The organism is Vibrio xiamenensis (genome assembly GCF_900100015.1).
In the GTDB taxonomy this organism is placed as follows: Bacteria; Pseudomonadota; Gammaproteobacteria; order Enterobacterales; family Vibrionaceae; genus Vibrio; species Vibrio xiamenensis.
Window position 1 is genome coordinate 21,747 of sequence record NZ_FNDD01000003.1, and the last position, 22,351, is coordinate 44,097.

General features: G+C 46.4%; 20 protein-coding genes. 12 read left to right on the top strand and 8 right to left on the bottom strand.

The window, feature by feature from the left end; genetic code table 11:
* The first annotated feature begins 2 nt into the window (after positions 1-2).
* Complete coding sequence (locus BLS03_RS03350; protein ID WP_093269676.1) at positions 3-620, top strand: glutathione S-transferase family protein; 618 nt, start codon at positions 3-5, stop codon at positions 618-620.
* Between the two features lie 66 nt (positions 621-686).
* Here the strand turns inward: BLS03_RS03350 and BLS03_RS03355 are convergent, their stop codons facing one another.
* Together BLS03_RS03355 and BLS03_RS03360 are read right to left on the bottom strand one after the other, a co-directional pair.
* Complete coding sequence (locus BLS03_RS03355) at positions 687-1,571, bottom strand: NAD(P)-dependent oxidoreductase (RefSeq protein WP_093269678.1); 885 nt, start codon at positions 1,569-1,571, stop codon at positions 687-689.
* A 103-nt stretch (positions 1,572-1,674) separates the two neighbouring features.
* Positions 1,675-2,142 carry a 2TM domain-containing protein gene (locus BLS03_RS03360; protein WP_093269681.1) on the bottom strand — a complete coding sequence of 156 codons (468 nt, stop codon included), beginning with the start codon at positions 2,140-2,142 and terminating at the stop codon, positions 1,675-1,677.
* A 221-nt stretch (positions 2,143-2,363) separates the two neighbouring features.
* Between BLS03_RS03360 and BLS03_RS03365 the strand changes: the two genes are divergently transcribed.
* The 3 genes from BLS03_RS03365 to BLS03_RS03375 all read left to right on the top strand — a co-directional run bounded on the left by BLS03_RS03365 (position 2,364) and on the right by BLS03_RS03375 (position 5,019).
* On the top strand, positions 2,364-3,014 hold the full coding sequence (locus tag BLS03_RS03365; RefSeq protein ID WP_093269684.1) for an HAD family hydrolase: 651 nt from the start codon (positions 2,364-2,366) through the stop codon (positions 3,012-3,014).
* Positions 3,015-3,215: 201 nt separating this feature from the next.
* Complete coding sequence (locus BLS03_RS03370) at positions 3,216-3,596, top strand: hypothetical protein (protein WP_093269687.1); 381 nt, start codon at positions 3,216-3,218, stop codon at positions 3,594-3,596.
* Between the two features lie 28 nt (positions 3,597-3,624).
* Positions 3,625-5,019, top strand: a complete 1,395-nt coding sequence (locus tag BLS03_RS03375) for a class II fumarate hydratase (RefSeq protein ID WP_093269690.1) — start codon at positions 3,625-3,627, stop codon at positions 5,017-5,019.
* A 17-nt stretch (positions 5,020-5,036) separates the two neighbouring features.
* On the opposite strand, the gene BLS03_RS03380 is transcribed toward BLS03_RS03375, so the two are convergent.
* Positions 5,037-5,966, bottom strand: a complete 930-nt coding sequence (locus tag BLS03_RS03380) for a hypothetical protein (protein ID WP_143015589.1) — start codon at positions 5,964-5,966, stop codon at positions 5,037-5,039.
* A gap of 837 nt (positions 5,967-6,803) precedes the next feature.
* On the opposite strand from BLS03_RS03380, the gene BLS03_RS03385 reads away from it, so the two are divergent.
* The 3 genes from BLS03_RS03385 to BLS03_RS03395 all read left to right on the top strand — a co-directional run bounded on the left by BLS03_RS03385 (position 6,804) and on the right by BLS03_RS03395 (position 10,160).
* Positions 6,804-8,099 (top strand): GGDEF domain-containing protein, encoded by a 1,296-nt coding sequence (locus tag BLS03_RS03385; protein ID WP_176765508.1) that lies wholly within the window; start codon positions 6,804-6,806, stop codon positions 8,097-8,099.
* Positions 8,100-8,168: 69 nt separating this feature from the next.
* On the top strand, positions 8,169-8,747 hold the full coding sequence (locus BLS03_RS03390) for a mechanosensitive ion channel family protein (protein WP_093269697.1): 579 nt from the start codon (positions 8,169-8,171) through the stop codon (positions 8,745-8,747).
* Between the two features lie 519 nt (positions 8,748-9,266).
* A complete protein-coding gene (locus tag BLS03_RS03395) occupies positions 9,267-10,160 on the top strand; it encodes a hypothetical protein (protein WP_093269701.1) in 894 nt (297 codons plus the stop codon).
* 68 nt (positions 10,161-10,228) lie between these two features.
* On the opposite strand, the gene BLS03_RS03400 is transcribed toward BLS03_RS03395, so the two are convergent.
* The 3 genes from BLS03_RS03400 to BLS03_RS03410 form a co-directional block, all read right to left on the bottom strand.
* Positions 10,229-10,786: a hypothetical protein gene (locus BLS03_RS03400; protein WP_093269704.1), complete on the bottom strand. Its 558-nt coding sequence runs from the start codon at positions 10,784-10,786 to the stop codon at positions 10,229-10,231.
* Positions 10,787-11,128: 342 nt separating this feature from the next.
* A complete protein-coding gene (locus tag BLS03_RS03405; RefSeq protein WP_093269707.1) occupies positions 11,129-12,253 on the bottom strand; it encodes a M14 family metallopeptidase in 1,125 nt (374 codons plus the stop codon).
* A gap of 102 nt (positions 12,254-12,355) precedes the next feature.
* Positions 12,356-13,261 (bottom strand): LysR family transcriptional regulator, encoded by a 906-nt coding sequence (locus BLS03_RS03410; RefSeq protein WP_093269709.1) that lies wholly within the window; start codon positions 13,259-13,261, stop codon positions 12,356-12,358.
* Between the two features lie 152 nt (positions 13,262-13,413).
* On the opposite strand from BLS03_RS03410, the gene BLS03_RS03415 reads away from it, so the two are divergent.
* The 4 genes from BLS03_RS03415 to BLS03_RS03430 all read left to right on the top strand — a co-directional run bounded on the left by BLS03_RS03415 (position 13,414) and on the right by BLS03_RS03430 (position 19,303).
* Positions 13,414-14,208, top strand: a complete 795-nt coding sequence (locus BLS03_RS03415) for an SDR family NAD(P)-dependent oxidoreductase (RefSeq protein ID WP_093269712.1) — start codon at positions 13,414-13,416, stop codon at positions 14,206-14,208.
* 102 nt (positions 14,209-14,310) lie between these two features.
* Positions 14,311-15,267, top strand: a complete 957-nt coding sequence (locus BLS03_RS03420; protein WP_093269715.1) for an aldo/keto reductase — start codon at positions 14,311-14,313, stop codon at positions 15,265-15,267.
* Complete coding sequence (locus tag BLS03_RS03425) at positions 15,264-16,673, top strand: DHA2 family efflux MFS transporter permease subunit (RefSeq protein ID WP_218121991.1); 1,410 nt, start codon at positions 15,264-15,266, stop codon at positions 16,671-16,673. The genes BLS03_RS03420 and BLS03_RS03425 overlap by 4 nt, the downstream gene beginning before the upstream one ends.
* Before the next feature lie 272 nt (positions 16,674-16,945).
* Positions 16,946-19,303 carry a membrane-bound PQQ-dependent dehydrogenase, glucose/quinate/shikimate family gene (locus tag BLS03_RS03430; protein WP_093269722.1) on the top strand — a complete coding sequence of 786 codons (2,358 nt, stop codon included), beginning with the start codon at positions 16,946-16,948 and terminating at the stop codon, positions 19,301-19,303.
* Positions 19,304-19,415: 112 nt separating this feature from the next.
* Here the strand turns inward: BLS03_RS03430 and BLS03_RS03435 are convergent, their stop codons facing one another.
* The gene (locus tag BLS03_RS03435) at positions 19,416-19,790 is read right to left on the bottom strand and encodes a hypothetical protein (RefSeq protein WP_093269725.1); all 375 of its coding nucleotides are present in this window, start codon (positions 19,788-19,790) and stop codon (positions 19,416-19,418) included.
* 195 nt (positions 19,791-19,985) lie between these two features.
* The gene (locus tag BLS03_RS03440) at positions 19,986-21,056 is read right to left on the bottom strand and encodes a glycerophosphodiester phosphodiesterase (RefSeq protein WP_245696562.1); all 1,071 of its coding nucleotides are present in this window, start codon (positions 21,054-21,056) and stop codon (positions 19,986-19,988) included.
* 342 nt (positions 21,057-21,398) lie between these two features.
* Here BLS03_RS03440 and BLS03_RS03445 point away from each other — a divergent pair, with 342 nt between their 5' ends.
* Entirely contained in the window at positions 21,399-22,349 is a 951-nt protein-coding gene (locus BLS03_RS03445) for an SPFH domain-containing protein (protein ID WP_093269731.1), read from the top strand.
* Positions 22,350-22,351: the final 2 nt, after the last annotated feature.

Sequence of the window (22,351 nt, forward strand, 5' to 3'; positions counted from 1 at the left end):
GCATGATCAAACTTCACCATCTAAATCAATCTCGCTCCAAGCGCATCATCTGGCTGCTAGAAGAGCTCGGCGTTGAGTACCAAGTCGTGCCTTATCAGCGTGATAGTGTCACCTTTCTCGCGCCGCCAGAGCTGAAATCGGTTCATCCTCTGGGTAAATCACCGGTAATTGAAGATGGTGAAGAAGTGATCGCCGAATCCGGCGCTATCACCGAATACCTCATCAATCGCTATGGCGCCGATAAACTGGCACCCAAACCCGGCAGCAAAGCGCACCTTGATTATATTCAATGGCTACACTTTGCTGAAAGTTCAGCGATGCTGCCGCTACTGCTGAAGATGTTTGTCGCAAAAGACGGCGCCAAAACCAATTTTCTAAGTGACTATGCGAACGCCGAATGCGTCAAAGTGATCGGCTATTTTGACCAGCGCCTCGAAGGTAAAACCTACTTAGTAGAAGAGCGTTTGACTGGTGCCGACATCATGATGTCGTTTGTGGTTGAAATCGTTGCACGCTTTGGCTTAATTGAACGTTTCCCCAATATTCAGCGTTACGCTAAAACGCTGTCAGAGCATGAGAAGTTCCGCGCCGCCGAGCAGCTTGAAAGCTTATACGGCTAATACCTAAAACCAAAAACCGCTCAGCTGAGCGGTTTTTTTATCACGGTTAGGCATGTTCTGAACGCGTTATTTCTCGCTTTGTTGCTTCACCGCTTTAAACAGTACCGACGTATCCATGCGGCCAAGCCCTTGTTGCTGCAAACTGGCGTATTCTGCATCAACTTGCTCTGTCATCGGTAAACGAATGCCAACTCGTTTGGCTTCTTCAAGACAAAAGCCCAAATCTTTACGCATCCAATCAATGGCGAAACCAAAATCAAATTGATCTTTCGCCATAGTTACAGAGCGATTTTCCATCTGCCACGACCCAGCCGCGCCGTGTTTGAGCACGTTGACCACTTGTTCGATGTCGAGGTTTGACTGCTGTGCCAGCATCAAAGCTTCGCTTAGGCCCTGAAGCACACCAGCAATACAAATCTGGTTAACCATCTTACAGCGTTGGCCTTGACCATTTTCACCTAGTAAATCCGCTTGCTTCGCATAGGCTGCAATCACCGGTTTGATGATATCAAACGCGCTCTGTTGACCGCCGCACATCACGGTTAAAGCGCCATTTTCTGCGCCAGCTTGACCACCGGACACCGGCGCATCGACAAACTGATGACCTGTTTCTTGGCAAATTTGTGCCAGTTCAACGGCAAGCTCCGCGGAAGTCGTGGTGTGATCAACCAAAATCGCATCAGTTTTCAGACCAGCTAAAATTCCGTCTTCTCCGTACACCACGCTGCGCACGTCATCGTCATTGCCAACACATATAAAGACAATATCGCACTCTTGTGCTGCCTCTTTTGGCGTTTTAAATGCTTGGCCGTGGAATTGTTTCGCCCATTGCTGAGCTTTTGGCTCGGTGCGGTTGTATACCGAAGTATGATAACCGGCGTTTTGCAAATGCCCAGCCATCGGATATCCCATGACTCCTAAACCGATAAAAGCGACGCGTATCTGTTCCATGCTCAGTCCTTTTGCTAGCGGGTAGAGCTCACAGTCTCACAATTTATATTCGTAAAATCAATGAGTTTAAGAACTGATGTACGCAAAGTGTCTCATAAATGATTCACTGGCGTGAATTTTTGTCTGCCAAACGCTTTTCGACCTGTTTACGTTCCCAATCGGCGCCAAACAAGTTCATCACTTCAAAGGTATTTAAACCATGAATGGTTAGGCCAATCCCCCACCCCAACATCGGCCAAATCGCCCAAATATAACCTGGCGAAACAATTAAGTTGATGACGAACAACATAGCAATCACCGCCACATAAGAGATCAAATGGGAGTAAAATCCTTTGATCTCTTTAACCTGTTCGTAAACTTGCTGCTCTTCCAGTGACCACGACGATGACGATTCGCCGTGTTTGAGCTGTTCGATATCGACTTCAAATACCGCCGCAAGTGCATTTAGAGACTCTAATCCCGGAGTGGCACCGCGTTCAATGCGTTGAATGGTTCGTACACTTAAGCCACTTAATGTCGCCAACTGATCTTGCGACCAGCCGCGTTCTAAACGAAGTTTTCTTATTAACATTTCAAATTCCTTATCAATGAGCCTGATTATTGTGCGCTAAAATCGCCAATATGTTCACGTCATATACCCGACACCAAAGTGACACTTGTTAGTTTTCAAAGCATTAGAAAAGATGACATGGGCTTTGTTCCAATATTCATTTCGCCAATACTAGCCAACGCTAGATCTCACAACTGGATTTATGTCACAATTTGTCTTTGACCAGCAAATAAGTTGTACCGATGAATTTTCAAGCCGCGATTTTTGATATGGACGGGCTGCTACTCGACACCGAGCGCGTCTGTATGGATGTTTTCGAACAAGCTTGCCTTGCGCAAGGTGTGCCTTTTATTAAAGAGCTTTACTTACAAGTGATCGGTCGTAACGCCGCGGGGATCGAAGAAACCCTGCGTCAAGGCTATGGCCCTGAACTTGACTACCCTTCCCTGCACCAAGAGTGGCGAAAGCGCTATGACGCAGTGGTAAAACACCATGCCATTCCGGTTAAAGAAGGGGTCATCGAACTGCTCGAGTGGCTGAAAAGTCATAAAATCCCAGCCGCAGTCGCCACTTCAACCGCGCGTGAAACCGCGCAAATTAAACTCAAACTTGCTGGTCTTGATGGCTATTTTTCTGGTTTAACCACGGGCTGCGAAGTCAAAAATGGTAAGCCAGATCCAGAGATTTACCTGTTGGCGGCAAGTCGCTTAGGCATTGAGCCGAGCGCATGTGTCGCCTTTGAAGATTCCAACAATGGTGTCAAAGCGTCAATGGCGGCGCAAATGGCCACCTACCAAATTCCCGATTTGGTTGAGCCAAGCCATGAAGTGTTGGCACTGGGTCATCGCGTCGTGCCTTCGATGCATCACGTTCTTGCCGAACTGAGCGCTTAATCCCCAAGCCGATAATCGCTAATAGCGTATAAAAGTGGTCATTGATATGACCACTTTTTATTATTAAGCCCTCAAACACCAGCGTAAATTCGCTCACAACAGCCATTGAGCACAGAATCATTTATAAAATATCACAGAGTAGGGTTTGAATTTCACACTCTTTAATGATAATAATTATCATTACTTATAAAGGAGTGTGCCGTGTCTCCATCAAACTATCTTTACAGTGCTTACTTTGCTGCCCAAGACCGCTTTCGTAACACCCACTCACTGAGCGGTTTTGAACCGGATGTCATCTACGATTACATTCATAGCGCGCACGCTTTAGCGTTTTACTACGAACCGCATACCAAACATGAAAACTGCTTATTGTGTGAGCTGTTTTTACGCCAAGTCTACTTTCATCTGCTCGAAGCGATTCAAGATCCTAATCGCAGCCGCACGTTTCGCCGTGTCTGCCTCGATTCTATTCATGCTCCGCTACTGGCGTTAAAACGCTACTACGCTTACTACGATAACGGCGATATTCAGTTTCTCAGCCTCAAGCACCAACTGCTGCGCATTCAGGCTCCGTTCGATTAATCGATTGTTTATATTAAGGATCTCACATATGACTCAACAATTTCGTATCGAAAAAGACAGCATGGGTGAAGTAAAAGTGCCACGAGATGCTCTCTATCAAGCTCAAACTCAGCGGGCAGTCGACAATTTCCAGCTTAGTAACATCACAATGCCAAGCGCATTTATTCAAGCCGTAGCGTACATCAAACAAGCGGCAGCACTGAGTAATTCACAACTCGGTTTGCTGGAAGGTGATATTGCCGTTGCCATTGCGGACGCCGCGCAAAGCATCGTTGAAGGCCAGCATCACGATCAATTCCCAATTGACGTTTTTCAAACAGGCTCAGGAACTAGCACCAACATGAATGCTAATGAAGTGATCGCCACGCTAGCAGGCCGTCAACTGCACACCGATATCAGCCCCAATGATCACGTCAATATGGGACAGAGCAGTAATGATGTGATTCCAACCGCAATCCAAGTCAGTTGCGCGCTGACGATTGAGAGCCAACTGCAGCCGGCACTTGATCACCTGATTAACGTGATGAACAGTAAACAGCAGCAACTGCAAAATGTGGTCAAAACGGGTCGAACTCACCTGATGGATGCGATGCCGATCACGTTCGGCCAAGAGATCAGCGGCTGGCAGCAGCAGATCCAGCACGCAAAAGCGGCAATTCAGCACAGCTTAAGCGCCGTTAAAAAGCTTGCTCAAGGAGGGACGGCTGTCGGAACCGGTATTAACGCGGATCCACGCTTTGCTAGCACGTTCGCCGCCACCCTATCCCAAGAGACACGTATCAAATTCTCGCCAAGCGACAACCCATTTTTTAATTTGAGTAGCCAAGATGCTATCGTCGCTTTGTCGGGGCAACTTAAAACTCTGGCAGTGGCAATAATGAAGATTTCAAATGATTTACGCTGGATGAATTCCGGCCCGTTGGCTGGGCTTGGCGAGATTGAGCTGCCTGCCCTGCAACCAGGATCGTCAATCATGCCGGGTAAAGTAAACCCCGTGATTCCAGAAGCGGCGGCGATGGTCGCAGCTCAAGTCATTGGCAACGATGCGACGATAACGGTTGCGGGTCAAGCGGGGAATTTTCAGCTTAATGTGATGCTGCCAATCATCGCGCACAATATCTTGCAAAGTATTGAGCTGCTCAGTAACAGTGCTATGGCACTGGCCGACAAAGCAATACAAGATTTTCGTGTGCAACCGAACAATATTGAGGCTGCGCTGGCAAAGAATCCGATTCTGGTCACCGCGCTCAACCCGGTTATTGGCTACGCCAAAGCAGCGCAGATTGCCAAGCAGGCTTATCAGCAAGGCCGGGCAATTATTGATGTCGCAGAGCAAGAGACGGAGCTAGACCGAGAAACCCTGCAAAACCTATTAGACCCAGCGCGCTTAACTCAAGGTGGTATTGTTGCTAGTAAGTCGTAAACAGCAGCATGGTTTGATTACTGAAAGCCAATCACCGTCTTCACTAAGCGATGCAGTTGATCGGCAAACAATGGCTGAGAACTGCGCATGCAGATTCTTCGCCCCGATTGCAACGATTTCAACCATACATGATCAAGGCTCAACATCATAAAATACGGCAGTGGTAAACGACCCAAATGGGTTGGCCAACTCGCCACCGGCGCAGTTTCAAAGCCCGGGAACAACCGGGCAAATCGTGAATTCGTCGCCGAAATGCTAAAGTTGCCAATCACTAAGCTTTCGTCTTGTTCGTCAATAAAGACTTGAGATTCGACCCCACGTAGCAAGGCATTTCTTAAATTCCAACTGGCGTCATCAAACGGATATGGCAGTTGGGCGGTGATGACGGAAATCTGTTTTTGCGGAATCGGATGCCACGTAAACTTCACCGCTTGATAACCGTAACCAATTGGGAACTCCGACACATTACTAAGCATAAAGCGGCTCATAATCCACTGTGAATTACCCGTGGATTTAGGCGTTGAATGATAACGATATGGATATTGAACTAATAGGCTTTGCAGGCTTTCAAGATCTTGTTGCGATGAAATATTTTGAATCACCAACATATCAAGTTGGGCGGCAAGCAATTGCTTAAGCTGCGCCTGCGTCAACGGATTATTAGTGAGCGTAAATTGACCAAATGAAATTGGTGTCGCACAGTGCGCCAGCACTCGGTTTTGATCTGGCTCCGCCATCATCAAATACACCGCAGCAACACCTACCGCCACCACAAAGTGCGCCCAGTAGTGCAAAGCAAACATTAAAATCGCAAGTAGCGCGAAATAGCCTAGGAAAACAAATGGGCTTGAGCTTAGATTCTCCACCCACCAGACTTCGTGGTAGAGCTGTAATCCTCCCCAAGCGATAATCGGCAACGCAATGGCCAACCACAACATCCAACGCAACAATGGCCTCTCCCGCCAAAATCATTCATTAGTAGTATATAGGCGACCAACTTTAGACTTGAGAAAGTTTTTAACGACAAAAACCGCATCGGTTTGCGTCATCGGCATTAGAACCCAATTGCATATATAAATAAATTGTTATAATTAAACAGCTTATATGTGCAAACTATGATTACACAATTAACACTGTTAACAATAAATACACAAATGATAAGTTAACTGAGGTCAAGCTGAAGCGAAGTTTTCCGAACTCTCAAACTTCTTCAAAGCGCAATATGGATTGTTATTTGACCATCTCCAAACATTAAGCATCTTTAGGTGCCCTTTTGGCCCACGTATCCCTCACGTGGGCTTTCTTTTGCCCCAACCTCATACCTCAAAACGGCTCAATTCCAGCCCGCACCCGTTATCTCACTTTTGCGGTCTGACCAGTTGAATATTTGTAACTTTATGATATGTTGCACTTTATAAATCACATATACCAACAATCACTAAAAATATGGTTGTAATGCCCTAAGTGCGCGTTCGCTTTCATCGAGTAACCCAACCCTGATGTCAGCAGAATTTTGCTGATCAGCACAGCAAGCTAAGGCTATCGGATTGACTCTTTAGGGCGAAAAAGTTGCGGCACGTTACATCGAAATGCAGAGCAAGCGAATGGTTTGTCTTGGCGGTTGAAAAGGTGTGTTAACGCGACTTTGATATGAAAATGCAAACGTTACATTCGTACTTTTAAGTTGATCGTAATAAACAATATAATAAACCATAAGTTTAGTATAAATATCCCATGTAGATTCATATACTTAAACTATACACACAATAAATATAATGTTCAGAATGCTAGGAAATCAAGGAAAGCTACTCTTCCTGATTGGTTTTACGGTGACGCTACTGTCGGTGCATTTTTTCTCCCAAAAAAGCATCAACGTTTTGGACTATCAAGGTTCAATTGCTTCGCCTGAGAAATACCAAGACACGAATGCCATCGCAATACCTTTTCCGTCTAATGCGGAAAGGCCTAGCTTTCTATGCCAAATTCCAGAGCGTGGTCAACATGAGTTTTGTACCTTTACTTTCCATTTAGGTGATAGTGCCACCCAAGGTATCGACATCAGTGACTTTAGCGAAATGAGCGTGGATATCGATATGACTCGCAATGGTTGGCCGGTGCAAAACCTCCCAATCAGACTTTATTTGCAAACCTACGACCCTCGCCTCCCCAAACATTGGCAATATAAAACCCATCAAATCGACCTAGATACTTATCAATACCGTAAAGGGTTAACCCTGCCACTTAACTATATTCAGGTCGCCGACTGGTGGCGTAAAAACAGCCAAGCCGATATCAAGAACAGTGTTGTTGACTTAACCAACATTGTGAAACTCTCCATTTTAACGCCCGAGGATGCGCCAGAAGGTGTTTACCAAATAAGGGTCAACGCGATTCGTTTTACAGGCCACGCCATATCCAATTCGATTCTGTTGAGTAGCCTGACACTGGCTTGGCTAGTTCTGTTTCTGTTCCATATTTTTAAATTGGTCGCCCACTCCTCAGCCCAACAGAAACTACTGAGAGAAAAACTGATTCGCCTTTCTGAGCGAAGTGATGCTTTGCAACAACAAGCCATGCATGATCCGTTAACTCAAGCGCTCAACCGTAATGGTGGGTTAGAAAAAATCCAACATTTAAAATTGAATCTCAGCAACTTCTGTCTGATGTATCTGGACCTCGATCATTTCAAACAACTCAACGACCAATACGGCCACCATATTGGCGACCAAGTGTTGCAAGAGTTCAGTGCGATAGTGCAAGGTCGATTACAGACTCAGGGCACCTTGATCCGCTGGGGAGGTGAAGAGTTTCTGGCCATAGTGGAATGTAAAGACACTGAGCCTGCCCATTTTTTAGCGCGTAAAATTCGTAAAGACCTAGCGCAACATGATTGGCCGAATCAAAGCACAGTGACCTGCTCAATCGGCATTGCCCAGTGCGATATTCATCATTCATTTCAAAGCTCGCTTATCAACGCAGATAGCGCCTTATATCACGCCAAAAACAGTGGCCGAGATCGCATTGAAGTGTTTATCGACCATTCACTGCCATCTCCTTCGGTTCAACAACATGCAACTTAAACAAAACGTTGGCGAACAAGCAGCGCTGGCTTACTATGCGTCTATCAAACATTTGAACGCTTATCTACCATGGAATTGATTTCTCACTACCTGTCTGAATCCATCATCAACAAAATCCTCTTATGCATTGGCCTATTTGTTTGTTATCGACTGATTAAACGTGTCTCTAATGTCGCGATAAAACGCCTTGCCGCCAATAAGCAAGTCAAAAAGCCACGTCTGAGTTTTATTTTGCGCTGCTTTAATGTCATGTTGGTATTTGTATTTTTCTCACTACTGCTGATCATCACTGGCATTGGTTATGGAGATGTCACGCTCTTTCTATCATCAATATTCGCAGTCTTGGGCGTTGCATTGGTCGCCCAATGGTCGATTTTGAGTAACGTCACCGCCAGTTTTCTGATTTTCTTTGTCTTCCCTTATCGCGTTGGGGATTTGGTAAAAGTGATGGACAAAGAAGAAGATGTGCGGGGAGAGATTATTGATATCACCATGTTCCACGTCATCATAAAGCATGAAAGCGGCAACATGATTACCTATCCAAATAATTTAATTTTGCAGAAAGGCGTTATCAAACTTTTTGCAGAAAAACGTAAAAACAATAAATTTAAAAGTCGAATTTACACTCGATTAAACAAGAAACACTAAAAATCCCAACCTTGATACAGCCTAACTATGAGCCTAATTTCAGCTTCAATAGCTATATAGGCACAGCATTCATTCGCTCGATGTATTATTTACATTCAAGCAAGTAAAGTTTCGCTCATGCTTGGTTGTAAATATTTTGCTTAAATCTTAATTAAAAACCAGCATATTCCAATATAAAACTAGTCATTTAATCCTTCAAAAATAAACTAAAAAACCAGTCAAAGGCTCAATTAAAATCAAAAAAATATTTTATAAAACAGGAAATTATAACAAATATATATTCACGCAACGCCTGTAAAGGCGCCAATTTATTGATGCGTAAAATACACTTATCATTACACCAAAAAGATTAAATATTTATTATAAATATAACGTCTTAAAATTTACTTAGTACCAAAAAAAGTACCAATTACTAACTAGAGAGTAGGTGATTTGTTGTACGCTTCGCTAAAATACGCGCTCATTTAAGTAACCCCTACTTAATCCGAAAAATTCGTCGACTTTATTAAGGAATTTACGATGAGTGTAATTATTGGTACGACCAACAAAAATGGCTCGGGATCATCGGCAAACCTTACTGCCGACAACGGCTATCTTATCGAAGGTAGCTATCTCAGTGATGAAATTAGCATTGCTGATTACGGTGATAACTCAACTGGGGGCTACAACACTATGTACGTAGCTGCTGACTCTTGGCATGTCGAAACAATTAAAGAAGCTAAAGTCGAAGGTTCGTATGAATCGATCACCGTCGATAACATTATCGATGTCACCATCACCAATCAATCAGATTTTGATGTATCCAACATCGAAGTCTTTAACGCCAAACGTGGCAATATCGATACTTCAGGTAGCGATTCTAGCGACAGCATCTTTATCGGTGTTGAGAGCAACAGCATTAGCTGGAGCAACATGTTCACCATTAATACTGGTGAAGGTGATGACGACCTAACTATGGTTGATTTTGGTGGTTCAAAATGGACCGAATTTAACATCGACATGGGTGCGGGTGACGATGTTGTCGACATCGAAAGCCTAGGCCTATCTTGTTATAGCAACCAAGAGCGCCATATCAATGGTGGCGACGGCGTTGATACTCTTTACACTAATGGCGATTCTCGCTTAGATATCGAAGGCTTCGAAGTCATTGCTGGTTTAAATTCTGAGGCCTTGATCGTTGACGGTGACTTATTGGAAAACAACGGTAGCAGCAAAGGGCTGGTTTTAACGGGTGTTGATATCCAGTTCGCGAGCGATCTTGAATACACAGTTGAAGATATTGAAGTCTCGCAAGCGGCTTATCTAAACGATCTTCATTACGATTTTGATGACTTTAGCCAAGTGATCGTTACTGTTGATGGCGAAGAATACAGCCTACTTGTGGATGATCCAGATTACGCCTACGTGGCTTAATTAAACGAGTCCAACATATTGACCAAACGCCCGCATCAAATGCGGGCGTTTTTATATCAGAGTAAATATTATTCGCCAATTTGGACGATCTCATCCACCAGCAATTTAGAAACTAAGTCGACATCACGAGGTTCATCTTGCGCATCCCAATTAAAACTCGCGATCTCGAGATCGACCGACAAATCTTCTAAATACGCATACTTAGTCAAATAAGGGCCATTTTGGAATGAAGCCAATTTAGTCCCATCTTTGCTCAGCACCACATTGTGAGTCACTTCGGGTTTATTTAGCGAGTGTCCGCCCATATTGAAAGTGCGTTTAAAGCCGATATCGACATCAATAACAGCGTCAGCACTGGCGACGTTTTTGGCTAAATAGCCGCTTTGCTTTAAATAGTGCTGCAAATATTGGTTAAACTCTTGCTGTAACTCTTGCTCTGAAGCAAAGGTACGGTCACCTTCAATAGCGCCATCGCCTAAACTCAGATGCACTGTCACCTTACCTAACGCGTACGTTGACTGCTCCGCTACCAAGGGCGTAGGTTGAACATAGTAGGTGTAAGGAGTGCTTCCTGCACAACCGGCAAGCCATAAAGCGCCAACCAGTAAACTGAGTTTGTATTTCATAGAATGTCCTGATGAATATTGATTTTTATTATAAATTTGCCAATGCATGGAACTAGAAGTGCTGAGTAGCAACCATTTTTATACTAGCCATTGAACTGACGCTGTCTTCCGGTGCGAAGACCCACTGCCTGTTACTACCCAGCACATAAAAGCATTAGGCGGCAGTGCAATGTGATTTATAAAACGGGTGACGAAAAAAGTTAACGTGATCGCAATTATTAAAAAATCACCATAATTCAATATGTAAACTCATCATAAGCCAATCGATTTTAATCTCTCTAGCGCATAAAAAAACCAGAGCTTAGCTCTGGTTTTCGGTGTGATTGATACGCAGAAAAAAAACTACAACTTATCGACAATCGCCCAAACTGCGCCTAGCACATCTTGACCAAATGCCACACTGCGCTCTGGTGACCAGCCATAAAACTCATCGGGATGGGCAATATGATCTTTAAATGGCATCTCGACGGTATAAGACAAACAATTAAATTGATGATTGACCCAGTTCGAACCCACGGTCAAATTCGCTTCTCCCGGCTTGTCTTTGGCGTAGCCGATTTCATCTTGAAATTCAGGTGAAATCGTCAGTAGTGCTTGCTTGAAGGCGTTTTCCAACTCCTGCATGTGAGCATCGTACCCCGGCACCCCTTCGCTACCCGCGACGAAATTGTACGGAATCGCTTCATCGCCATGAATATCCAGGAACATGTCCATACCCGTTGCTAACATACGCTCACGTACCAGATACACTTCCGGGCTTTTTTCCATGCTTGGCGTTTGCCATTCACGGTTGAGGTTAACGCCAATCGCGTTAGTGCGCAGATGACCACGAATACTGCCATCTGGATTCATATTCGGTACCACATAGAAGGTTGCTTTATCGAGCAGCGCTCGGCCAACCGTATCGGTATCATCAAGAAGACGCTGAAGCAAACCTTCGATAAACCATTCCGCCATGGTTTCGCCAGGGTGCTGGCGGCCAATGATCCAGACTTTTTTCTTCGCCTCATCTGGCTCACCAATCGTCAGCAAGCTCATATCGTTACCGTCGAGTGTGTGACCTAAGGTCTCAAGTTTGACGAAATGACTCATCTGCGCCTGATGCAGTAAATCTTGGTGACGATCGTATGAGTAAGGTGCGAAGTAGGCAAAATACATCGAGCCAAATTCAGGAATCACTTTGAAGCTTAATGTGTCACCATCAAATTCGGCCGGGACACGAAACCACTCTTCGCGGTCATATGAGGCGACCACATCGTAATCTTTCCAACCTTCTGGATAAGCGGATTTGGCTAAGTTCAGCAATTTAAACTGGTGCTGAACTTGCGGTTCGCTTTCAAGGCGAAAATGGAACCACTGGGCGAATTCAGACTGATTATCGGCCGGAATCGACAGCTGAATATCCTCAGGGCTTTCGGCTTTTTCGACTTGAATATTGCCACTTTCAAAATTGCTGAATATTTTCATAGAAATTCACTTGTACTCATAACAGGTTAAAAGATTGAGAATAGATAAAATTTAGCAGTAACCGCACTAAGTTGAAAGCCGCTGTTGCCCCGGCACATACGCTTAAAAGCTCCCCGTAGCGCGCTGATCCATCTTCGCCATTTCAGCGACTAAAAATTCCACCAGCACTTTGACACGCGGCGCGAGGTCTTGGCTACGCAAGTACACTAAACTAATCGGCGCATCCACCAGCGCCAGTTTCGGTAGCACTTGAACAAGACGCCCTTGCTGCAAATCCTCGGCCACATCCCAATAAGATTTCATCACAATACCTAGCCCTTGGCGAGCGAGTCGATGACTGGCTTCACCATCGTTACACACAATATAACCGCTGATATGCACCTTTCCATGGACAAAGCGCCATTCCGTTTCACTGTGATAGCCCATCACAATACAGCGATGGCGCGTGAGATCTTGCAGCGTTTCAGGATGGCCAAATTGAGCCAAATACTCCGGCGATGCGCATAAAATGCGTTTGTTGGTTAACAGCTTGCGCGCCACCAAACGTGAGTCTGGCAGTTCGCCGTAGCGAATCGCCACATCAATGCCGTCTTCAATCAAATCTTTGACTTCATCACTAAACACCAGCTCAAGGCGAATATGCGGATATTGGCGGCAAAACTCACTTAGCGTCGGTAACAACTTACGCTGACCAAAACTGTTTGGCGCCGTGATACGCAGCGCCCCTGACAACTGCGTTTTTTGATTACGCAGCGACTCTTCCGCGCTTTCAACTTCCTGCAAGATGCGCCGAATATGCTGATAGAGCACAATGCCTTCATCACTGACCGACAATTTGCGCGTACTGCGATGAATCAATTGAGTCCCTACGCGCTGCTCGAAATTGGCAAGGCGTTTTGATACTGCGCCAAGCGACATACCTAAGTCCGCCGCCGCTGCGGTTAAACTGCCAAGGCTCACTACCCGCTCAAACACGCGCATACCCGATAAATCGGTCAATCCGTTCATTATTTCCCTTTTGGAAAGAGGCTATTGAAACTATCTCCATTTAATCAACTCATTGCCGTGCTTACAATAAATCTTTCTAACCATCCATCTTTCCAACAGTCAAAGTGATGTTGGACAAACACCCACAGTTGAGACGCAAATAAGGAGTCACAATGGAGATTCGTTTAGACGGCAAAACCGCACTGGTGAGCGCATCAACCGGCGGTATTGGCTTTGCCATCGCTAAGGGATTAGCCGAATGCGGTGCGAAAGTCATTCTCAATGGTCGCAGCGAACAAAGTACCGAACGTGCAAAACAAGCACTGCTTGCGGAGTTACCCGATGCCAAACTGGAAACCGTTGCTGCCGACTTAAGTGACGCGCAAGGTTGCCAGACCTTAATTGACTCGGTATCGGATGTCGATATTTTGGTCAACAATGCTGGGATTTATGGCCCGCTCGATTTCTTTGAAACCGATGATCAAACTTGGGAAAACTACTGGCAAACCAACGTGATGTCAGGTGTTCGCCTATCCAAAGCGTTAGTCAAATCGATGCAAGATAAAGGTTGGGGGCGCGTCGTATTCATCTCCTCAGAATCGTCACGCAATATTCCTTCTGACATGGTGCATTACGGCGTGACCAAAACCGCGCAGCTCGCACTGTCACGAGGCCTTGCCAAACGCCTAGCGGGCAGTGGCGTCACCGTCAACAGCGTGCTACCTGGCCCAACCTTATCTGACGGCTTTCGCGCCATGGTCGATGAAGAAGTCAAACGCAGCGGTAAAAGCGTTGAACAAGTTGCCAAAGAATTCATCGCCGCCAATCGCCCTAGCTCAGTGATTCAACGCGCCGCAACCGTTGAAGAAGTCGCCAACATGGTGGTGTATGTGTGCTCGCAACAATCCGCGGCTACCAGCGGTGCTTCGCTACGGGTTGACGGCGGAGTGGTTGACGATATTGCCTAATTCAACATCCCATACACCCTATCTATCCGTCATGAAATGAATCAGTCATAACGTAAATCAGCCTTAGACTGAATTTGCTCAACATAAGCCAAGGAGAATGTCATGACTAAAACATTACTCGGAAATACGAATTTGAATATCGTGCCACTGGTGTTTGGTGGCAATGTATTTGGCTGGACCATTGATGAGAAAACCAGCTTTGAAATTCTCGATGCCTTTGTCGGCGCGGGCTTTAACGCCATTGACACCGCCGATGTCTATTCGGCTTGGGCGCCCGGCAATCAAGGCGGCGAATCAGAAACCATTTTGGGTAATTGGTTTAAAGCGCGCCCAGGTATACGTGACAAAGTCACACTATTTACTAAAGTCGGTTCAGACATGGGCAGCCCTGATAAAAAAGGCCTTTCTAAACGCTGGATCATGCAGGCGGTTGAAGACTCATTGCACCGCTTACAAACCGATTATATCGATTTGTATTTCTCGCACTGGCCTGATGATACGCCTTATGAAGAGACATTAAGCGCTTATGACGAACTGCTAAAACAAGGCAAAATTCGCTCAATCGGTGCCTCGAACTTAAACGCCGTTCAGCTCAATCAGTCGCTAGAAAAAGCGCGAGCGAATAAGCTTCCGACGTATCAAGTTCTGCAGCCGGAATATAACTTGTTTGACCGCGATGGTTTTGATCGTGACTTGCAAGGTTTGTGCATTAAAGAAAATATCGGCGTCGTGACCTATTACAGCTTGGCGTCGGGTTTTCTGTCTGGCAAATACCGCAGTCAGCAAGATTTGAGTAAAAGCCAACGCGGGGATGGGATTGGTAAATATCTCACCGACAAAGGTTTTCGCATTTTAAGCGTCTTGGATGAAGTGTCTGGCGCGCATAATGTGCAGCCCGCTGAAGTGGCGCTTGCATGGTTGGTTGCCCAACAGGCGGTCACCTCGCCGATAGCCAGTGCGACCAAAGCTCACCATATTGAGAGTTTTGCCAAAGCGATGGAACTTAAACTCAGTGAGCAAGAGCTCGCTGCGCTGACTCAAGCAGGGGAAACTGTGTGAGACTAACGCTCACTAGGCGTACCGCCACCTCACTGTTGGTGGCGGGAACCATGTTTATGGAGATCCTTGACTCCACGGTTATCACGACAGCGCTACCCGCGATTGCCAAGGACTTCAATACCGCCGCTGCGCATCTATCGCTCGGCGTTTCGGCGTATCTGGTCGCACTGACGATGTTTATTCCGGTCAGCGGCTGGGCGGCCGATCGCTATGGCTCACGGCGGATTTTTTCTTTGGCGCTGGTGATATTTACGCTCGCCTCAGCGCTGTGCGCGCTGTGCTCAAACCTGACTGAATTCACGTTTGCGCGCGTTCTGCAAGGCCTTGGCGGAGCAATGATGGTGCCGGTTGGACGCTTAGTGGTGCTGCGCGATACTCCCAAACAACAGCTAGTGCGCGCTATTGCTATTCTAACCTGGCCCGCACTCGCCGCGCCGCTAATTGGCCCGGTTCTGGGGGGGTGGATAGCAAGTCACTGGAGTTGGCACTGGATCTTTATTCTCAATGTGCCGCTTGGTGTGATTGCGCTAATCGCGACTCAATATCTGATCCCTATCGGTGAGCAATCGACCCAGGATCACTTTGATTTACGCGGATTTTTGTTAAGCGCCAGTGGCTTTGGCTTGTTTATGGCCGGAATTGAAGCCAGTAGCCGCGAAGACATTACACTTACCCTAGCGCTTAGTTTATTGGTCGTCGGTTTGGTCATATTAGCCATCACCACCCGTCATTTGCTAACAGCCTATAACCCGCTGTTTAATCTCAAACCGTTGGCCGTCGAGACATTTCGCTTATCGGTATTTGGCGGCTCGCTGTTTCGCATTGCGATTTCCACTGCGCCATTTTTGCTGCCGCTAATGTTTCAGCTTGGCTTTGGCTTTAGCCCAGTCGAAGCCGGGGCGCTGCTATTGTGGTTGTTTGCTGGAAATTTTTGTATGAAGCCAGCCACCACTTGGATTATGAACCGCTTTGGTTTTAAGCGCGTGCTGGTGACTAACGGCTTATGCGTTGCACTCGGTTTTGCTGCGATGACGCAATTCACCTCAGACACCCCGGTGTGGGCGATTATCATCGTGCTGTTTATTAGCGGCATGTGCCGTTCACTGCAATTTACCGCCATGAACACTATCAGTTATTCCGATATGCCTAAACGTTACATGCGTGATGCCAATACGCTACAAGCAGTGTTTATTCAGATGAATATAGGTGTCGGGATTGCGGTTGGTGCTCTAGCGCTGGCAATCGCCTGTTGGGTCCATGGAGGCAGCAGTACTCAGCCCGAGCTCGGCGATTTCCAACTCTCTTTATGGTTTGTGAGCGTACTTGCGCTGCTGGCGATGTTTGACAGTATTTTGCTGCCCAAAGATGCGGGATTCTCTGTGCTTAAATCCAAGCAGGCGACTTAAGCGTTAAATTTCAAACCCCTTAAAAACATTAAAAATTATCTCTGTCTTGTGTTTATTTCGGCCCGCTAATGCTAGCCCATTCACGGGCCTTTTTTTGTCTAGCCTCATTTTTGCAATCACAGTTTTTAAATTTTTGTTTACATTTTTTATTCATTTTACACTCACAAAATTGACATTAGTCACATTTTATTCCACGCTAGATCGCGCTTGTCTATGAATTCACACAAATAAATACACACGAGTTTCACGACCGTATGAATTAAGGAGCATTCATGAGGCTATTCGCCGTCTTACTCACATTGATAGGGTTAGCACTGGTAGCGGGAGGAATTTGGTTAGTTTCGCTCGGAGGCAGTATTTACTTCGCCATCGCCGGTGCCGCTCTACTTCTCACCTGTTTTTTTCTGTTCACTGAACGACGTATCTTCGCCAATTATATCTATGCGCTGTTTCTGCTCGGTACCATTATTTGGGCACTAATGGACGCAGGTTTCGACTGGTGGCCACTCTCATCTCGAATGGGAATTCCTTTACTCGCTGCAATTCCTTTGTTGCTTGGCTATCGTCAATCCAATCCTTACTCAGCGGGCTTTTTACTGGTCATCTGGCTGGCAAGTAGCGCGCTAACACTCGGCTCGCTTGCCAACACAACACACGACATCGGCGGCCAACTGCCAACCACAGCCGTCAACGCCACCCCAAATATGGGCGGCATTGCTGACGATGCTTGGAGCAGTTACGGTCGCAGTAACTATGGCCAGCGCTACTCACCGCTAAGTCAAATCACCACACAAAATGTCGCGCAATTAAGCGAAGCATGGCGAGTTGAAACCGGCGATAAAAAAGGCCCAAAAGATGTCACGGAAACCACCTATCAGGCTACGCCGCTAAAACTGGGTAATACTTTGTACTTGTGTACGCCGCACAACTGGTTGGTGGCACTTGATGCCGATACGGGGGCTAAACGCTGGGTGTATGACGCCAAAGTACCTGCCGAAAGTCAGCGTCAGCATCAAACCTGCCGCGGTGTCTCTTACTTACCCGCAAGCGATCCAACTAACGCGGACCTAACTATTCCTGCAAACGCCAAAGCCAACTTGCACACCCAAGATTTGGCGCCAGTGCAGTGTGATGCTCGGCTATTTTTGCCGACCTCCGATGCGCGTTTGCTCGCCATCGATCCAAAAACTGGCGCACGTTGTAGCAATTTTGCCAAAGATGGCGTGCTGGATTTAATGCAGCATATGCCGTTTAAGCAAGCCGGTTATTACTACTCAACCTCACCTCCGATTGTCACACAAGGCATGGTCGTGGTGGCTGGTTCTGTGAATGACAACTACGACATCAATTCGCCATCTGGGGTGATTCGCGCGTTTGACGCTCACAGCGGCAAGCTGATGTGGAACTGGGATTCGGCAAATCCAAGCGATACCTCACCGCTTAAAGACGGTGAAACCTACACCGTCAGTTCACCCAACAGTTGGTCCGTCGCCAGTGCCGATGACAAACTTGGGCTGATCTATTTTCCAATGGGTAACCGCACACCGGATCAGCTGGGTATGTATCGCAATCCAGCCGAAGAAAAATACTCAAGCTCGGTAGTCGCTCTGGATGCAAAAACCGGGCAAGCCAAATGGGTTCAGCAGTTCGTACACCATGACCTTTGGGATATGGACACACCAGCGCAGCCGGTATTGGTCGACTTAACCATTGATGGCAAAACGGTCCCAGCTTTGGTTCAAGCCACCAAGCAAGGGGACGTGTATGTACTTAACCGAGCAACCGGCGAGCCGATTTTACCGATCAGTGAACAACCGGCGCCGCAAGGCACCATCGCTGGGGATTTCGCGTCTAAAACTCAGCCTAGCTCGGCACTGAGCTTTAATCCGCCGAAATTGACTGAAAGCGACATGTGGGGCGCGTCATTGCTCGATCAAATGATCTGTCGCATTAAGTTCAAACAATTGCGTTACGAAGGCCGCTATACGCCGCCATCCAAACAAGGTTCGATTGTCTATCCAGGTAACTTTGGCGTATTTAACTGGGGCAGTGTGGCGGTAGATCCTAAACGCCAAGTGATGTTTGGTATGCCACTGCGCTTTGCGTTTGTTTCCACCATCGTTGACAAAGACAGTGACAAATATTCCGCAGATGAAGTGAATACTGGCGAACACGGCGTTAATGAAAACAAAGGTGCGCCATACGCCGTTGAACTCAATCCGTTTATGTCGCCACTTGGCGTACCATGCCAACAGCCGCCTTGGGGCTTTGTTGCTGGCGCCGAACTCAGTACTGGCAAAGTCGAGTGGCAGCATAAAAACGGTACTATCGAGGATATGACGCCGCTGCCACTGCCAATCAAGATGGGCGTTCCCGGTATTGGTGGGCCAATCATCACCGGAGGTGGCGTTGCGTTTATGGGCGCAGCGATGGATAACTATATTCGCGGTTATGACTTAACCAGCGGCCAGGTGTTATGGAAATCACGTCTTCCCGCAGGTGGCCAAGCAACGCCAATGACTTATCTCAACAGCCAAGGTGAGCAGATGGTAGTGATTGTTGCCGGTGGGCACGGCTCAATCGGCACCAAAACGGGTGACTATGTCCTTGCTTACAAATTAGCCAAATAAGTGTGCATTCTCGCAACACTATGAGTTAAAAGCATAAAAATATGCGTTAACCACTAAAAAAGCAGCCTTGTTAGGCTGCTTTTTTTCAAATGAGAGTCGCGCTATCACTGAGCTAAACGTGCATGCGCAGCTCAATATCATCATCTTGTGGGCCAAGCACACCAAACACAAAGCCAAGCAAGTTTAATGTGGTCGGCGCGAACACCACCAGCGAGAAAAACAGGTCAAAAATGCCAGCGGTCAGGGGCATAAACAGCAAATAGGTGCGCCCAGTTACCGCAGCGCGTTGCACGCAGCAATACACCATCACACCGTACACCGCCAGTAAACACAACTCTGCCGGGGTGAAAAAATTCTCGCCCGCGTAAGTCCCAGCATTAAATGAGTAACCTACCGGTATACCGAAACTCAAAAACAGGTATCGAACCAGATAAGTAAGCGCAAACATCGCGGTGTAAATCAGTACAAATCGTCGAGTTGACATCATCACGTTTCCTTTTAAGCGACTGTAATCCTTGTGCTAAAAGTTGGCGACCCAGATCAACCGACCATTAATTTAAAATTTTTCAAATGAGAGCCACAAGCAAAAAGCCCTGTCACTAATTGCAACAGGGCTCATTCGTTAGTCGCTCAAAATATCAAATATTCTGAGCAAATGATTGATTCTAATAATATTGAGCAGTTAGTAGGAAAGCTTGGTCAACAGGCTTTCAACATCACTAGGCGTTTGACGATGGAACACTTTCGCAGCCACTTCCGGTTTGTTGGTAAAGAAACCGTCGACACCACGCTGACGATACATTTCAAAATCTTTGACCTGATCGACCGTGTAAGCATGCACTAGCAAGCCTTTATCGTGGCTCATTTTCACCATCCAAGGCAGCGCCAGATCCATATAGCTAAACTGGCTGGAAAAATCCCCCGCGTGTTCACTTTGAATCGTTGATGGGCCAACCCCTGCAGCACCATTTTGTTTAGCAAAATCGAGCCAATCAGCAAAGGCTTGTTTTGAGGCGACTTCGACACGTGTGTAGTAATCCGCCCAAGACTCGTCATCGGCTTTTTTCGCCACAGGTTTTTCATCGATATAACCATCGCCTGTCCACAGCAACAAAATTTTCGGCACGTTAGGCATCTCTTTTTGCAGCGCGATTAAGCTTGGTTTTTCAAATGTCTGCAAGATGATCTTTCCTTGCTGAGATTTGTCCAACCAACCGTGACTGGCGAGATAGTTTTTGAGATCCGCTTCAATGCCAGGGAACAGATTTGGCACTTTGGTTTCGATGTATAAGCCCGGTTTTGAGTCGCACGCTTTGGCGATCTCGCTAATTTGATCAAGGCTAACGATTTTAAGCCCTTTAAACGATTGTCGTGCCCTTTCTGGGTAGGCTTGGTTAAACCAGCTGCCCGCATCAAGCTTTTCAAGCTCAGCAAAGGTGAAGGTACTGACCGGATCATCTGCGCGATCCGGATACACAGCGGCGATATTTGTGGTGCGCTTTAAGTTGTTATCGTGCAGCGCAATCAGTTTGCCGTCTTTGGTTCGCTGCAGATCGAGCTCAAGATAATCCGCGCCAGTTTTGCACGCCAGCAAATACGCGGGAACGGTCGATTCTGGTGCGTTAAACGAATCGCCACGGTGAGCGATAACCGCTGGATTAGCAATATGGTCAGCCGCTTGCGCCACATTGAAAGTCGCAGTAAATGTTGCCGCGCTGACGAGCGCTGTCATTAGATTTTTTGAAATATTCAAAATGGACTCCTGTCAAATTGAAACGAAGGTAAACCTCATGTTTACTTCATTACCGTAACAAAAATGCCACATTTATAAAATATTCACGGCGCAAACAGACTCTTCTAAGTCGTTATTGTTATTGGCATTATTCTGTGAACTTTGTTGCTCAATTGAGATTTTTGGCTTTAAATAGCGTTCTGATTCAGCGCATGACGTCACTTACGCGTTTCAGAACACTAAGCAAATTATCAATAAGCCTTATTTATGGACGCCCAACACGAATTTGGCTGCCAACCACACTCGTATAAGAGTTTGGTTGTAGACTCAAAACAATCATAATAACTCGCTAGGAAACCCAGTATGAATAATCTGTTGGACATCATATTTTCTAACATTGTGCCAATCGTTACGCTTATCTTAATCATTGCGATTTTAAAGAGTGGCATCAAATTTGTTCCGCAAAACCAAGCATGGTTAGTCGAACGATTTGGTAAATTTCACTCCACCAAATTGGCTGGCATTAACTTCATTATTCCGTTCATCGACCGCATTGCTGCAGAGCGCAGCTTAAAAGAACAAGCGCAAGACGTCCCTTCACAATCGGCGATCACCAAAGACAACATCTCATTGGTCGTCGATGGCGTTTTATATTTTCGTGTTTTAGACCCATACAAAGCGACCTACGGTGTGGACGACTACGTATTTGCGGTCACCCAACTCGCTCAAACCACAATGCGTTCTGAGCTCGGTAAGATGGAACTGGATAAAACGTTTGAAGAGCGTGATCTTCTCAATACCAATATCGTTGCGGCGATCAATATCGCATCAGAGCCGTGGGGTATTCAGGTTCTACGTTACGAAATTAAAGACATTGTGCCGCCAAGTTCGATCATGGAATCGATGGAAGCACAAATGAAAGCCGAACGGGTAAAACGTGCGCAAATCCTTGAATCAGAAGGTGATCGTCAAGCCGCTATCAACGTCGCTGAAGGTCAGAAACAAGCGCAGGTTTTGGCTGCAGAAGCAGATAAAGCCGAACAAATCCTAAAAGCGGAAGGTGAAGCGCAAGCGATTCTTGCCGTCGCCGACGCACAAGCTAAAGCACTGAAAACCGTCGGTGATGCGGCCAATACCGAAGAAGGTCAAAAAGCGATTCAGCTTGACCTTGCAACCAAAGCCATCGAAGCCAAACACGCGATCGCCAAAGAGTCTTCTGTGGTGCTATTGCCAGATAGCGCTACCGATGCCAGCGCACTGGTAGCGCAAGGTATGTCGATCATTAATTCATTGAACCAGCACAATAAGGGCTAACC

Excerpts from the sequence above, each read along its gene's own strand:
- BLS03_RS03365 (WP_093269684.1), top strand. The coding sequence starts at position 2,364 with ATGAATTTTCAAGCCGCGATTTTTGATATGGACGGGCTGCTACTCGAC.
- BLS03_RS03435 (WP_093269725.1), bottom strand. The coding sequence starts at position 19,790 with ATGATGTCAACTCGACGATTTGTACTGATTTACACCGCGATGTTTGCG.
- BLS03_RS03445 (WP_093269731.1), top strand. The coding sequence starts at position 21,399 with ATGAATAATCTGTTGGACATCATATTTTCTAACATTGTGCCAATCGTT.
- BLS03_RS03385 (WP_176765508.1), top strand. The coding sequence starts at position 6,804 with ATGCTAGGAAATCAAGGAAAGCTACTCTTCCTGATTGGTTTTACGGTG.
- BLS03_RS03360 (WP_093269681.1), bottom strand. The coding sequence starts at position 2,142 with ATGTTAATAAGAAAACTTCGTTTAGAACGCGGCTGGTCGCAAGATCAG.
- BLS03_RS03400 (WP_093269704.1), bottom strand. The coding sequence starts at position 10,786 with ATGAAATACAAACTCAGTTTACTGGTTGGCGCTTTATGGCTTGCCGGT.
- BLS03_RS03375 (WP_093269690.1), top strand. The coding sequence starts at position 3,625 with ATGACTCAACAATTTCGTATCGAAAAAGACAGCATGGGTGAAGTAAAA.
- BLS03_RS03350 (WP_093269676.1), top strand. The coding sequence starts at position 3 with ATGATCAAACTTCACCATCTAAATCAATCTCGCTCCAAGCGCATCATC.
- BLS03_RS03355 (WP_093269678.1), bottom strand. The coding sequence starts at position 1,571 with ATGGAACAGATACGCGTCGCTTTTATCGGTTTAGGAGTCATGGGATAT.
- BLS03_RS03405 (WP_093269707.1), bottom strand. The coding sequence starts at position 12,253 with ATGAAAATATTCAGCAATTTTGAAAGTGGCAATATTCAAGTCGAAAAA.
- BLS03_RS03390 (WP_093269697.1), top strand. The coding sequence starts at position 8,169 with ATGGAATTGATTTCTCACTACCTGTCTGAATCCATCATCAACAAAATC.
- BLS03_RS03420 (WP_093269715.1), top strand. The coding sequence starts at position 14,311 with ATGACTAAAACATTACTCGGAAATACGAATTTGAATATCGTGCCACTG.
- BLS03_RS03430 (WP_093269722.1), top strand. The coding sequence starts at position 16,946 with ATGAGGCTATTCGCCGTCTTACTCACATTGATAGGGTTAGCACTGGTA.
- BLS03_RS03415 (WP_093269712.1), top strand. The coding sequence starts at position 13,414 with ATGGAGATTCGTTTAGACGGCAAAACCGCACTGGTGAGCGCATCAACC.
- BLS03_RS03395 (WP_093269701.1), top strand. The coding sequence starts at position 9,267 with ATGAGTGTAATTATTGGTACGACCAACAAAAATGGCTCGGGATCATCG.
- BLS03_RS03410 (WP_093269709.1), bottom strand. The coding sequence starts at position 13,261 with ATGAACGGATTGACCGATTTATCGGGTATGCGCGTGTTTGAGCGGGTA.